Origin of the sequence: Prosthecobacter fluviatilis, from assembly GCF_042655725.1 — a bacterium.
In the GTDB taxonomy this organism is placed as follows: domain Bacteria; phylum Verrucomicrobiota; class Verrucomicrobiia; order Verrucomicrobiales; family Verrucomicrobiaceae; genus Prosthecobacter; species Prosthecobacter fluviatilis.
In genome coordinates this window covers 50306-64075 of the sequence record NZ_JBHSMQ010000013.1, presented here as the reverse complement: position 1 = coordinate 64075, position 13770 = coordinate 50306, and the positions used below count along the sequence as shown (strand labels likewise).

The 13770-nt window shown below is 62.9% G+C and carries 14 protein-coding genes; 13 read left to right on the top strand and 1 reads right to left on the bottom strand.

The window, feature by feature from the left end; all coding sequences use genetic code 11:
• Nucleotides 1-31 precede the first annotated feature (31 nt).
• Nucleotides 32-1558 (bottom strand): sulfatase family protein, encoded by a 1527-nt coding sequence (locus ACFQDI_RS23300; RefSeq protein ID WP_377171539.1) that lies wholly within the window; start codon nucleotides 1556-1558, stop codon nucleotides 32-34.
• A gap of 55 nt (nucleotides 1559-1613) precedes the next feature.
• Here ACFQDI_RS23300 and ACFQDI_RS23295 point away from each other — a divergent pair, with 55 nt between their 5' ends.
• From ACFQDI_RS23295 to ACFQDI_RS23235, 13 genes are all read left to right on the top strand, one after another.
• Nucleotides 1614-2975 (top strand): sulfatase-like hydrolase/transferase, encoded by a 1362-nt coding sequence (locus ACFQDI_RS23295; protein WP_377171537.1) that lies wholly within the window; start codon nucleotides 1614-1616, stop codon nucleotides 2973-2975.
• Nucleotides 2976-2990: 15 nt separating this feature from the next.
• Entirely contained in the window at nucleotides 2991-4466 is a 1476-nt protein-coding gene (locus ACFQDI_RS23290) for a sulfatase family protein (protein WP_377171535.1), read from the top strand.
• An 87-nt stretch (nucleotides 4467-4553) separates the two neighbouring features.
• The gene (locus ACFQDI_RS23285; RefSeq protein ID WP_377171533.1) at nucleotides 4554-5969 is read left to right on the top strand and encodes a sulfatase-like hydrolase/transferase; all 1416 of its coding nucleotides are present in this window, start codon (nucleotides 4554-4556) and stop codon (nucleotides 5967-5969) included.
• A gap of 101 nt (nucleotides 5970-6070) precedes the next feature.
• Nucleotides 6071-6409 (top strand): hypothetical protein, encoded by a 339-nt coding sequence (locus ACFQDI_RS23280; RefSeq protein WP_377171531.1) that lies wholly within the window; start codon nucleotides 6071-6073, stop codon nucleotides 6407-6409.
• A 73-nt stretch (nucleotides 6410-6482) separates the two neighbouring features.
• On the top strand, nucleotides 6483-8051 hold the full coding sequence (locus ACFQDI_RS23275; RefSeq protein ID WP_377171529.1) for a WD40 repeat domain-containing protein: 1569 nt from the start codon (nucleotides 6483-6485) through the stop codon (nucleotides 8049-8051).
• 298 nt (nucleotides 8052-8349) lie between these two features.
• Entirely contained in the window at nucleotides 8350-8508 is a 159-nt protein-coding gene (locus ACFQDI_RS23270; protein WP_377171527.1) for a hypothetical protein, read from the top strand.
• A 39-nt stretch (nucleotides 8509-8547) separates the two neighbouring features.
• Nucleotides 8548-8844: a hypothetical protein gene (locus ACFQDI_RS23265; RefSeq protein WP_377171525.1), complete on the top strand. Its 297-nt coding sequence runs from the start codon at nucleotides 8548-8550 to the stop codon at nucleotides 8842-8844.
• 233 nt (nucleotides 8845-9077) lie between these two features.
• Nucleotides 9078-9941, top strand: coding sequence for a CFI-box-CTERM domain-containing protein (locus ACFQDI_RS23260; protein WP_377171523.1), 864 nt, complete (start codon nucleotides 9078-9080; stop codon nucleotides 9939-9941).
• 325 nt (nucleotides 9942-10266) lie between these two features.
• Complete coding sequence (locus ACFQDI_RS23255; protein ID WP_377171521.1) at nucleotides 10267-10425, top strand: hypothetical protein; 159 nt, start codon at nucleotides 10267-10269, stop codon at nucleotides 10423-10425.
• Between the two features lie 36 nt (nucleotides 10426-10461).
• Entirely contained in the window at nucleotides 10462-10791 is a 330-nt protein-coding gene (locus ACFQDI_RS23250) for a hypothetical protein (RefSeq protein WP_377171519.1), read from the top strand.
• Between the two features lie 42 nt (nucleotides 10792-10833).
• Entirely contained in the window at nucleotides 10834-11079 is a 246-nt protein-coding gene (locus ACFQDI_RS23245) for a hypothetical protein (protein ID WP_377171517.1), read from the top strand.
• 82 nt (nucleotides 11080-11161) lie between these two features.
• A complete protein-coding gene (locus tag ACFQDI_RS23240) occupies nucleotides 11162-11905 on the top strand; it encodes an RNA polymerase sigma factor (protein WP_377171515.1) in 744 nt (247 codons plus the stop codon).
• Nucleotides 11906-11914: 9 nt separating this feature from the next.
• Nucleotides 11915-13744 carry a serine/threonine protein kinase gene (locus ACFQDI_RS23235; protein WP_377171513.1) on the top strand — a complete coding sequence of 610 codons (1830 nt, stop codon included), beginning with the start codon at nucleotides 11915-11917 and terminating at the stop codon, nucleotides 13742-13744.
• Nucleotides 13745-13770 lie beyond the last annotated feature (26 nt).

The following is a 13770-nucleotide window of genomic DNA, read 5'->3' as shown; positions in this document are numbered from 1 at the left end:
CGCAGTCCCAGTTTCACAGGAACTGGGCTGCTTACCGGCTGCGATCTGCCGCGATGAGCGCATCGAGCTTGGCGATCATCGCCTGCATCTTCTCCGGGTTCTTCGCGCTGAGGTCGTTTTCCTCCGATGGATCGTCCGGCAGGAAGTAGAGCGCATGCAGGCCCTCGGCATCCTTGTGCGATTTGACGGAAACGACGGCCTGGGATTTGCCCTTGGCTTTCTTGTGGCGCACCAGCTTCCAGTCGCCCATGCGCAGGCCAAAGCTCACGCCGTTGTTGTCTTGCTGCAGCAGGTGGTCGCGGCCCTTGGCACCGGGCTCGCCCAGCAGCGCGGGCAGCACGTTGATGCTGTCGCGGCAGGAGGTCTCAGGCAGAGCGGTGCCGGTCAGGGCGGCCAGGCTGGAGGCGAGGTCGATGGTGCAGACCACCTGCTCCGAGACACCGGGCTGCACGCGGCCTTTCCAGCGGGTGATAAAGGGCGTGCGGGTGCCGCCTTCCAGCACGCTGTACTTGCCGCCGCTGAAGGCGCCCGCCGGCTGATGGCTGCCCAGCTTTTCCACCGCGCCGTCCTTGTAGCCGTCGTCCAGCACGGGGCCGTTGTCAGAGCACAGCACGATCAGCGTGTTTTCCGCCAGCTTGAGCCGGTCCAGCGTCTTCATGATCTCGCCCACACACCAGTCAAACTCCACGATGCAGTCACCACGAAAGCCGAGCTTCGTTTTGCCCTGAAAGCGCTCATGCGGCATGCGCGGCACATGAATGTCATGTGCGGCAAAGAAGAGGAAGAAGGGGCCGTCCTTGTGCGCCTCGATCCAGGTGTTGCTGCGCTTCACCCACTCGTCGGCGAGGTCCTCGTCGCGGAAGCGCGCGGCCATGCCGCCGGTATAAAAGCCGATGCGGCCGATCCCGTTGTGGATCGTGCCATTGTGCCCGTGCGTCCAGTCCATGCGCAGCGTGCTGCGGTGCGTGATGCCGGTGGGGTGGTTTTCATCCGGCGCCTTGTCGCCCACCCACAGCGGGTCCTTGGGGTCCAGGTTCAGCACACGGTGGTCGTGCACATACACCTGTGGCACGCGGTCATTGGTGGTGGGCAGCAGATGGCAGTGGTCAAAGCCGATCTCCAGCGGGCCGGGCTTCAGTTCGCCGTTCCAGTCCGGCTTGGGATCCCCCAGGCCCAGATGCCATTTGCCGATCACCGCCGTGGCATAGCCAGCCTGCTTCATGAGGGAGGCAATGGTGGTCGTTCCCGGCTGGATCAGCGCCGGCCCATTGGGCGGAGCCACGCCGGTGCCTTTCTGGCGGAAGGCGTAGGTGCCCGTCAGAAATGAAAAGCGTGTGGGTGTGCAGGTGGAGGCGGAGCAGTAGCCGCTGGTAAAGCGCAGCCCCTCGGCGGCGAGCTGGTCAATGTTCGGCGTCTGCAGCGTCTTCGCTCCGTAGCAGCCCAGGTCACCGTAGCCCAGATCGTCCGCCATGATCACGATGATATTGGGCGGCGGCGCGGCAAACGTGCCCGAAAGACAAAACGACGACAACAGAAATGCGAGGATGGGAAGGCGCATGAAAGGGATCAAACATGAACCGCCGCCGCATAACAAGCCGGAAGATCAGCACCCCATGCTTCGTTCCCGAGCCACCATGAAGCGCCTGCTGCTAATCCTTTCGACCCTCGCCATTGCACATGCCTCATTCGCGGCGCAGCCAAACATCATCCTCATCATGGCCGACGACTTCGGCTACGAGTGCGTCACCTCCAATGGCGGGGAGTCCTACCAGACACCCAACCTCGACAAGCTGGCCGCCACCGGCGTGCGCTTTGAAAACTGCCACGTGCAGCCGCTCTGCACACCCACGCGCGTGCAGCTCATGACCGGCCGCTACAATGTGCGCAACTACCTCAACTTCGGCACCCTCCTGCGCACGGAGACCACCTTTGGCCACCTCATCAAAAGCGCGGGTTATGCCACCGGCATCTGCGGCAAATGGCAGCTGGGCCACGAGGTGGACTCGCCGCAGCACTTCGGCTTTGAGGAGTCCTGCCTCTGGCAGCAGACGCGACGCCCGCCGCGCTATGCCAACCCCGGTCTGGAATACAACGGTGCTGAGAAAGACTTCACCCACGGCGAGTACGGCCCCACGCTGGTGAACGACTTCGCGCTCAGCTTCATCACCAAAAATAAAGAGAAGCCTTTCTTTCTCTACTACCCGATGATCCTCACGCACAGCCCCTACCAGCCTACACCCGACAGCCCGGACTGGGACCCCACGATCAGCAGCGAGAACAAGCAGCAGTCACCCAAGCATTTCGCCGAGATGACCGCCTACATGGACAAGATGGTGGGCCGCGTCATCGCCAAGCTCGATGAACTCGGCATCCGCGACAACACGCTGCTCATCTTCCTCGGTGACAACGGCACCGGCGCGGGCACCCCCAGCCGTTTCAAAGGCACGGACTACAAAGGCGGCAAAGGCAGCACCACCGCGAATGGCACCCACGTGCCTCTCATCGCCAGCTGGCCCGCCGTGATGAAACAGGGCCGCGTGTGCGCCGACCTCATCAGCAGCACCGACTTCCTGCCCACGATCTGCAACGCCGCCGGCGCCAAAGTGCCTGAGAACGTGGATGGCGTCAGCTTCCTCCCGCAGCTGAAAGGCGAGGCAGGCACACCGCGCGAGTGGCTCTACTCCTGGTACTCCCCGCGCCAAACCCAGGACATGACCGTGAGAGAGTACGCCTTTGACCACCGCTACAAGCTCTACCGCAGCGGAAAATTTTATGACCTTCGCAGCGACAGCGCAGAAAGGCAGGACATCGCCGCCTCCGTGACAGGTGAAGCCGCCGCTGCAAAAGAGAAGCTGCAGGCGGCATTGGACCGTTTCAAAGACGCACGCCCCACGGAGCTGGACCGCGAGTTTGAAGCCTCAGGAAAAGGCAAAGAAAAGAAGGGCAAAAAAGAGAAGAAAAAGGGGAAGGAGTAATTTTTCACCACCGACATGCGCCCGCTGCTGCTCATTCTTTCGTCTCTCTGTCTCTGGCCATTACCGGTCGCCGCAGAGCAGCGCCCCAACATCATCTTTCTGATGTGCGATGACCTGGGCTATGGCGATGTGCATTGTCTCAATCCCTCGAATGGAAAGATCGCCACACCGGGCATTGACCGGCTGGCGGCGCAGGGAATGTCTTTTACAGACGCGCATTCGGGGTCTTCGGTCTGCACACCCACACGCTACGGCGTCATGACGGGACGCTACAGCTGGCGGACGAAGCTGCAAAGCGGTGTGGTGGAAGGGTTTGCTCCGAGCCTCATCGCAGCAGACCGTCCCACGGTCGCCAGCTTCCTCAAGAGCGCGGGCTACCACACCGCCATCATCGGCAAATGGCATCTTAACTTCGAGTATCACGACCCCAAGACCGGCAAACCTTACAGTGCCAAAGACTTCAACACCCCACCCGTCGGAGCCAGGATCCCGGACGGCCCGGTCACGCGCGGCTTTGACTATTACCATGGCTTTCACCACGCGCGTGACATGGAGGCGGTCATCGAGAACGACACCGTCATCGAGCATGACGAGGTGGTGCACATGCTGCCGCGCCTGCGACGCAAGGCCGTGGAGTTTATCGACTCACGCAAGGGCAAGGAGCAGCCGTTCTTTCTCTATCTGCCGCTCGGGTCGCCGCACACGCCCATCGTTCCCGCTCCCGAATGGAAAGGCAAAAGCGGCCTGGGGGACTACGGTGACTTCGTCATGCAGACCGATGATGCCGCCGTCGTGGTGGCGGAGGCGCTGGAACGCAATGGCATGACGGAAAACACGCTCATCATCCTCACCAGCGACAACGGCTGCTCGAAGGCGGCCGGCATCGACAAACTCGCCCAGCAGGGCCACCGAGTCAGCGCAAACATGCGCGGGTCCAAGGCGGACATTTGGGATGGCGGGCACCGCATTCCCTTCATCGTGCGCTGGCCGGCGCAGATCGCGGCAGGCTCCACCTCGGACCAGCTCATCTGCCTCGTCGATTTCTTCGCGACCGCCGCCGAGATCGTCGGCCGTCCGGTGCCTGCGGGAAGTTGTGAAGACAGCGTCAGCTTCCTGCCTGCGCTGAAGGGGCAGCCCATTGTCTCCACGCGCCATGGCGTCATTCATCATTCGATCAGCGGCCACTTCGCCTATCGCCAGGGACCCTGGAAGCTCGCGCTGGCCCGGGGTTCTGGTGGATGGTCCTCGCCGAATGAAAAGCAAATGCCGGCCGGTGCGCCCAAAGCTCAGCTCTACGACATGCAGCACGACATCGGCGAGACAACGAACCTTTTCGAGGCAAAACCCGAGATCGTGAACCAGCTCCTCGACCTTTTGAAAGCCGACATCGAGCGCGGCCGCAGCACGGCGGGGCCGGACTCCGCCAATGATTTTGCCGACATCGTGCTGTGGAAGAGTGAAAGCGGGAAGAAAGGCAAAAAGAAGAAGTAATTTTACCCGATTCAGTGTCAGGATCCTGTATCAGCATCGCGCTGGAGCTTCCTGAACCGCATTAAGGCCCCCAAAATTTCCCCAACCATGAAGACTCTCCTGCTCATCACGCTTTCGTCATTCCTACTTCTGCATTCGGGATTTGCGGCAAAACCAAACGTCCTCTTCCTCTTTGCCGACGACCTCACCTATGAGGCGGTGCGCGCTTTTGGGCATACGGACATCGACACGCCGAATCTCGACCGCCTCGCCGCACGCGGCACCACTTTCACGCGGGCGTACAACATGGGCTCGTGGAGCGGCGCGGTGTGCGTGGCCAGCCGCACCATGCTGAACACCGGACGCAGTGTGTGGAGCGCGGACGCGGTGTACAACACCACGGACAAGGAGCGCCAGAACGGCGTGCTCTGGCCACAGCTCATGAGCAAGGCCGGCTACAGAACCTACATCACCGGAAAGTGGCACCTGAAGACCAACGCGGCCAAGTGCTTCGATGTGGCCGCCGATGTGCGCGAGGGCATGCCTAAGACCGTGCCCACGTCCTACAACCGCCCCATCGAAAACCAGACCGATTCCTGGAGCCCGTATGACAAGACTCTCGGCGGCTACTGGGAGGGCGGCAGGCACTGGAGCGAGGTGGTGCGGGATCACACGCTGGAGTTTTTCACCGATGCCAAGCAGCAGCAGAAGCCCTTCTTCATCTACGCCGCCTTCAATGCCCCGCATGACCCACGACAGGCCCCGAAGAAATACCAGGACATGTATCCTCTGAGCCGCATGCAGATGCCGCAGAACTTCATCCCCGAGTATCCCTACAAGGAAGCCATGGGCTGCCCGCACACTCTGCGGGATGAAAACCTCGCGCCCATGCCACGCACGGAGCTGGCCGTGAAGACGCACCGCAGCGAGTACTATGCGCTCATCACCCACCTGGACGTGCAGATCGGCAAGATCCTCGATGCGCTGGATGCGTCCGGCCTCGCGGACAACACGTGGATCTTCTTCACCGCTGATCACGGGCTGGCCGTGGGGCACCACGGGCTCATCGGCAAGCAGAACATGTATGATCACAGCGTGCGCGTGCCCTTCATCGTGGCCGGACCCGGTGTGGACAAAGGCGCGAAAAATGACAACGCCATCTACCTGCAGGACGTTATGGCCACTGCGCTCGATCTCGCCGAAGCCGAGAAGCCGCAGCATGTCTTCTTCCACAGCCTGCTGCCGCTGCTGAAGGGCACGCAGAAGCAGTCCAGCTACGAGTCTGTTTATGGTGCCTACCTGGAGCTGCAGCGCGCCGTCACCCACGACGGGTGGAAGCTCATCGCCTACCCAAAGGCCAAGGTGACGCGCCTTTACCACCTCTCTGATGACCCGCAGGAGATGAACGACCTGGCAGGCAAGCCCGAGCATGCGGCGAAGAAGAAGGAGATGTATGAGCGGCTGGTGAAGCTCTCCGCCGACCTCGGAGACAAGGTGGATCTGCGGAAGGTGTTTGGGGAGTAGGCGGCAGAGGATCGGATGAGTGCGCGCGAATGATTTTCCAGAGCCACGCAGAGTTGGTGCTTGGTTGGGTAATCTGTTTCTGAACAAGCCCCCTCTCCGCCATGAAACACTCCATCCTTGCCACCCTCCTCCTCTTCTCCTGCCCCACATTGTGGGGCCAGGCGGCAGCATCCGCACCCAAGGCCGCCGCACCCGCCGAGGTGCAGCTCACCGGCACGCTGGAGCAGCGCCTCGCCATCGGGGGCGAGACCACTGGCTGGGTGCTGCGCCACGGTGGAGGCAAGGAGCGAGTGCAGCTGCTCCTGCCGCTGGAGGCCTTCGCCTGGATCCGGGACGGCATGGTCGTGGCTGTGACTGGTGTCTATGGCACGAAGCACTACCCCGAGCGCGGAGAGGTGGCGGTCTTCCACGTGAAGAAGATCAGTCAGGTGGTGCATTGAACCATCCGTGGTATGCTGGCTCTGCCGCCGAATATGCTGCGGCACTGTTCTGAACCTCACCCCGTCGCACCCGATGTCCGAGAAAAAATGGCAGATCAAGTGCCCGCGGTGTCAGTGCTCCACGGAGCTCAATTCGGACAAACTGGGTGCGCGGCACCTGATCGGCTCCATGGCGGCGCTGAAGGATCCGGCCAATGCGCGCCGGATAATGGAGGACTATACCATTGCCTGTCCGCGCTGCGATGCGCTCATGCCCTTTGAGCCGCGCAGCGACTACCGCAGGCGCAAGGCCTTTGCTGTCAGCCGACGCATCGAGCGGCTGGTGACGGAAGTGGAGGGCCTCACCGGAGAGGAGCGCCACATGCTCGCTGCGGCCGGTCAGATGGGCGGTGTGGTGCTGCAGATGCTGGAGACGGACATGCCGCTCGAAACGCTTTTCGACAGCGAGGACAAGCTGCTCGCGGTGTTTGCCGAAGAAATCCGCAAGACCAACGCCGAGCCGAAGCGGAGCCGTGCATGGCGCTGGCTGCAGGAGACCTTTGCCATCGCCTGCTCCGACATCGGCGAGCGCGATGACCTGCCGGCAGCGCCCGCAGGCGATTTGGAGGAAAAGCGGGACACCTTTCTGCGATCGCTGGAGGAGCTGCACCAGGAACAGCGCCCGCAGGCGGCCACAGCCCGGCCTGAGCCCGCACGCTCCGCACCTGCGGCAAAGACCCAGGGCAGCCTGCGCTTTCATTTCAAACACGCTCATGACAACAATGTGGAGGCCGTAGCGATCTCGCGAGATGGCCGCATCGGGCTCTCCGTCGGCTGGAATCCTCATGTGCGCGTGTGGGATCTGGAGACCGGCAAGGAGCTGCCCCCTTTGAAAGCTGAGGGCAGCTTTCTCACCTCCGTGATTTTCCTGGGCGATGAAACCCGAGTGGCCGCAGCGGGCAGCGGTGGTGCGGTGTGGATCTGGGATCTCGCCAGCGGCCGCGTGCTGCATTGCCTGCGCAAGCACTCCTTCACCGTCTTCAGTCTGGCGGCGTCGGCGGACGGACGGCTCTTGATCTCCGGCAGCGGCGACGGCACCGTGCGGCTGTGGGACACCGTGAAAGGTTCGCACCTGCGGAAGTTCGGAGGCCTCTTTGGCAAGACCCACAATGGCTGTGTGGCGGCGGTGACCCTCTCCCTCGATGGCGTATGGGCGCTCACGGGCGGAGGCGAGTGCGCGGACACCGTCAAAGTGTGGGACACCCGCAACGGGGAGCTGGCCAAAACCGCCCACTTTCCCGCACGTGCACTCAAGTCGATCACCTTCATGTCCGTGCGCTGGAAAGCCCTCGTGCAGTCGGGTTGCAAGCTGCACGTGCTGGATGTCACGGAAGGCACCATCATCGGCAGTCTGGCCAGTTCAGAAGACGATTACTACACGGCCTTCCATCTGGCTGCCGAAGGCCAGTGGGCGGTGGGTGCGTCTGGCGCGGAGGTATGCGTCATCGAAGCTGGTGCCGGTCCGGAAGGACGCATCCGTCAGCGTCTGCGCGGCCATGAGCAGGGCCGATCCATCTACGCCTGCGCCATCACTCCCAGCGGAAGACGTGTCATCAGCGGAGGGGACGACCTCTCTGTGATGGTGTGGGACACGGGGCTGTAAGCAGGAATTCAGGAGCCGGATTTTTATTCCCAGCCTTGAAGTGATGCGGCACTCCTGCCTGCAACCGAGTCTTGGAACGCTCGTTTTGCGGTCAGGAGTGCCCGCATCACTTGTCCGCACAGAACGCAGCGGTTCATCCACCATCTCTGCGCAGGTCATTGCTGGATGGTCTGCGGCAGGGCGTAAAATTATTTTCAAGCCTCACGCAGAGTTGGGGCGCGGAGCGGTAAACCAGAAGCAGAGAGGCGCATCAGCCGATCGAACTTAACCCAACAAACACAAACAACATCCGCATCCCATGAAAACGAAACTCACCCAAACCCTCCTGCTCCTTGTCACCGTCGCCTCCATCACCGGAGCCCGCGCCGATGAATCGCTCTCCGACCGTGTGAAGGACTTCTTCAAAGAGCCCCGCAACACCCATGCCCCCACCGCCGTCGCCGCCGTGCGCGGATAACCGCCGCCGCTTCCTCCCACCCTTCACCTCATTCATCCCATGAAAACATCACTGCTTCATCTCTGCCTGCTCACCGCCGCCACACTCGCCTTTCATCCGAGCGCGCATGCGGAGACCTGGGTCCACCCGCTGCCCATCTGCCCGCCACCCCTCCCGCTGACTCCCACTTTTCCGCTGCCCGTCTGCCCAGCACCTGTCCCCGTAGTGCCAAAGCCCTGCCCGCTGGCTCCTGCCGCAGCTCTCAGGGATCAGGTGGCGGTGACCGGAACAGATGACGGATGCGTCAGGCTGCCGGGAAAACCCACGCGTCCGCTGCCATTCACGGCGGCCGTCTGACAGAGCCACCCGGTGGCGCCGACTCTCCCCGGAGAGAGACCGCGTCATACCCAATGGCAGGTCCGCTTCCACGCGGGCCTGCCATTTTTACGTACATCCACCTCGAAAGACCTGCGGACCCGTCGGGCATGGACAATCCGCCGTGCCATGCTAACCATCCTGCGACACCTATTGAGGAAGCCTTCTCAGGGTGCCTGAAAAGGCAACTCTCATAACCCAACACCGAGATCACCATGGCCCTGTCGATTCTGGATGCATCGGAGAACTTCATCCGCAGTGTGGAGGAAAGATTTCAGAAGGTTGAATACAAGGACCGCAACGGCCTGCGCATCACGGGACTGCGCCCGTCTGAGCTGCTGGCCTTTCACACGCTGACCACGCAGATGGCGCAGCAGCGTGACAAGCCGGCCTACGAACTCGCGATCGAACTGGATGAGGACGCCAGAAAGCATGTCTTCATCTTCTTTGTCCTGGTGCCGCTTTTCAGTGCGGTGACCAGCAGCAGCATGGTCTATGTGGCCCCGGACGGCCCCGCCGGTGCCAGCCTGGCCTACGGGCGCTTTTTCATCACCGATCCGGTGGAGTTTGTGGATCTGCGGGACCTCACCCAGGCCGCCGACTACGGCCGGCTGCAGGGCCTGCTGAAGGGGCGTGTCGTGCTGGTGGACATGGAGAGCAACTTTGTCATGCCTGCGAAGGATGATCCCACCCGGTCCTACAGCTACTGTGAGGCGGAGATGGCCAAGATGATGCGCACTTACCACGCCATTGTCTGGAAGGGCGGCTACCACAAGGTGCTGGTCTATCAAAAGGGCACGAAGAGCCTGACCTCGTACCCACCGCAGTTTGGCAAGGCCTCGTGCTTCATCGCCACGGCGGCCTGCGCCACGCCGGACGCGTGGGAGGTGCGCGCGCTGCGTGCTTTTCGGGATGAGGTGCTGAACCGCTCAGCCTGCGGCCGGCTCTTCAGCCGCAGCTACCACCGCCTCTCCCCGCCGCTGGCTCAGTGGGTGGCGGGAACACAGAAGAGGCAGCATCTGGTGCGACGCTTCTTTGTGAATCCGCTGGCGCGGGTGGTCCGCAGGCTGCGCGCCTGAAACTGGGAGTGAGCTGTGCTATCATGATACAACGGCAGCACAGCAGTTTTTTAATAATACCAAGAAATAATAGTTCATGGTCTTTGTAGGAGTCGGCGGTCGGCTTTGATGACGTTCGGCTGGCCGCAGAGGGGCAAAATCGAATCTCCCAGCAGTCTCGAAACGGCCGGTCGTGAGACCTCTGTCTCCCTCCTCGGACTGCCGCTGAAAAAAAGTTTCACCCTCCGCGCAGAGTTGGGACGCGGATGGGTAAACCAGTAGCAGAGAGGCAAATCTGCCGATCCCAAAACAAACAATAACACAAACTCAAACACATCCGCATCCCATGAAAACGACATCCCTCAAAGCTCTGCTGTTCCTGGTCGCCCTGACCTCCCTCACCTCCGCCCGCGCCGATGAATCTCTCACCGACCGTGTGAAGGACTTTTTCAAAGACCCGCCCCACCCCCGTGGGCCCGCCGCTGTCGCCGCTGTGCGCGGTTAATCCCCTGCCTCATCCACCCTTCACCATCCACATCCCATGAAAACATCACTTCTTCATCTCTGCCTCGTGGCTGTCGCAGTCGCAGGCGCTCATGCAGACACGGTGCGCACGCTGCCCGTGTGCCCGCCGGATCTGCCGGACATGCCCCGGCCCATCCGCCCATGCATCCCGCTTCCGCCCACAGCGGACCCCTGGGACCAGGTCGTCTTCAATGACCGCGATGACGGCTGCTGCTGGTACCGCCATCACCATCATCGCCACTGCCACGGCTTTGCCGTCACAGGTAACGACGATGGCTGCGTGAAGCAGCCCGGTGGCAAGCCCGCGCGGCCTCACCCCGCAGGGGCGATCACGCTCGCGGCCTGAAGTCGCCTTCTTCTTCACCATCCCCCCTCAATTTCATCCATCATGAAAACATCCATCCATCTCGCACTCTTCGCACTTGCCACCCTGAATGTCTCGCTCTCCGCAGCGGATTCCGATGACAAGCTCGACGCCGCCAAAAAACTGGTGGAGCGCATCAGCGAAGCCCAGCCGCCCCGCGAAACCGGCGGCACGCGCACTCCGGAGCAGGCCATCAAGGAGTACAAAGAATCCGGTCCCGCCTCCAGCTACCACCTGAAGTTCAACCCGGTGCCGCCGCCTGCTCCCTGAAAGAGCCAGGCAGTGACACGCCCAACGGCAGGCCCCTTCACACGGACTTGCCGTTTGCGCTTTGCCCCGTAGCCTGCATGGCATGAGCAACGAGGGCGAAATGTTTCCGCAGACGCGCTGGTCACAGCTGGCGCGGCTCAGAGAAGGTGATGAAACCACCAAAAGCGAAGTGCTCGGCACGCTCTACCAGCTCTACCGCAAGCCGGTGATGGCTTACCTGGCGCGGCGCGGCTTTGGCCATGAGAAGGCCGAGGACCTGGTGCAGGACTTTTTTCTCCACTCCATGCAGCACGGCCTCTTTGAAAAAGCCGAGAACTCGCGCGGGCGATTCCGCGGCCTGATGCTCTCCGCGCTGCAGCATTACGCCGCCAATGCGCACCGGCATGATCAGGCGCAGCAGCGGCGTCCGGCGGGCGGGTTCATTTCCGCAGACGAGGTGCTGGCGGAGGGCGGCAGCACCGCCGTGCTGGGAGTGGACAGACACACGCCGGAGGATGCCTTCACGCAGTCCTGGGCGCGCATGCTGCTGGCGCGTGTGGTGGAGGGCCTGGAGCGCGAGTGCGCCTCCACCGGCAAGCAGGCGCACTTCAGCATCTTCAGACGCTTCATGCTTCTGCCCATCCTCGATGGCGTGGCCGCGCCTTCTCAGCGTGAGATGGCCGAGGAGCTCGGCCTCACCGAAAAAGAAGTGGCCAACCGCCTCGTCACCGCACGTCGCGCCTACCAGCGGCTGCTGCGCGATGAGATCGCCCAATATGCGACGGACAGCACCGAGGTGGATGACGAAGTGCGCGACCTCTTTGCCGCGCTGAGCCGCCCCGCATGATTTTTTCTCATGTCATCCGATGATGCCAGCCTGCGCGATCTCCTCTCCGCCCTGAGGCGTGGGCTGATCGACGCAAATGAAGCGCGCTCGTCCGTCCGTGGGCGGCTGGAGCGAGGCGGTCCGCTGGAGGCTGGTGGACTGGCGGACTTGCTGGGGCTGAGCGATGCCGGGCAGCGCGATGACGACCTGCTGCGGCAGCTCCAGAGCGAGTGCCAGTTTCTGGAAGGGGTGCCCTTTCAGCCCGGCTCCTGCATCGGCGGAAAATATGAGGTGCGCAAAATCCTGCGCGGGGGCTTTGGCCTGGTGTATCTCTGCCGCAGCCTCGCGCCGGAGATGTATCACCGTGGCGACTCGCTCGCCGCGCTGAAGTGTCCGCTGCCCCGGCACCTGACCGATCCCGAGCTGTGCGAGCTCTTTGTGGCCGAGGCGGTGAACTCCGTGGCGCTCACGCCGCATCCCAACCTCGTGCTGGCCTACGGCGTGGAAATGCACAATCGCATTCCTTTCCTGGTGATGGAGCACATCAGCGGTGGGCGGACTCTGGTGGAGGAGATCGAGAAGGGCCGCACCGACTGGCGCACCACCCTCCGGCATGGACTCGACATGGCGCGCGGTCTGGCCCATGCCGCGCAGGAGGCGCAGCTGATCCACGGCGACCTGAAGCCCCCGAATGTTTTGATCACTGGCGAGGGCATGGCAAAGGTCAGCGACTTCGGGCTTTCACTCTCGGCTGATGCTGCCGGTGCCGATGGTCTCATCGCCGGCACAGACGGCTTCATGGCCCCTGAAATGGTCGCCCGCCGCTCCGGCCGCAGCACGGCGGCGGATGTGTATGCGTATGGCATCACGCTGCTGTGCGCGGTGCTGGGCCGTTTCCCCGAGGCCCCGCGCCCGGCGGATCTCTGCAACACCGCGCACATGCCCGAGCCGCTGGCCGCGCTGCTGCGCGCGTGCCTCGCCACAGATCCCGCCGCACGACCCGCAGATTTCCAAATCATCGCCTCACGCCTGGAAGCCCTGCACACCTCTCTCCTAGGCTGCGCGCCGTCCCAGCCTGCCGCCCCCGATGCGCCGCTGCGGGCGGATGCCCTGGTGAATGCCGCGCAGACCTGGCTGAACCTCGGCCAGCCGCGCAAAGCGCAGGCAGAGATCGGGCATGCCCTGCGCCTGAACCCCGCCAACTGGAAGGCGCATCAGATCCAGTGCTGCATCCACCTGGAGCGGCGCGACTTTGACGCCGCCGCATGCAGTGCCGGTGAAGCCTGCGAACTGGCCCCGGATGAGCCTGGTCCTCCGGCCAGTCTCGCACAGGCGGCCATGGGACTAGGCCGGCACGAGGAGGCTCTGCGCTGGGCCACGGATGCCTTCAGCACCGCCGAGGGGGCAGGCCGTCTGGGGGAGCTGGATGGCATCTCCATGCTTTTCATCGAGCTCCTGCCTGCGCCGAAGGCGCTTCATGTGCTCGATGACATCCTCGCAGCGCAGCCCGGTTCCGCCATCACTTGGAACAACCGCGCCATCCTCATGCGCCGAATGCGGCTGCCTGAGGAGGCGCTGGCCAGTGCAGACCGCGCCATAGGCCTCAATGCCGCGTATGCCAAGGCCTGGACCAACCGCGCCAATGCGCTCATCGAGCTGGGCAGGTTTGCGGAGGCGCAGACATCGGCCTCCACCGCGCTGGATCTCGACCCCTGCCTGCCTGGTGCCTACTGTGCCAAAGCCACCGCCTTGGCCCAGCAGGAGCGCCTTCCCGAAGCCCGCGCCGCCATTCGCAGCGGCCTGGCCCTCCTGCCCGCCGATCCGCTCCTCATCCGCGCGGCGCAGATGTTTGGCGTGTGATCCATCTTCGGCTGGGGGAATGTTCC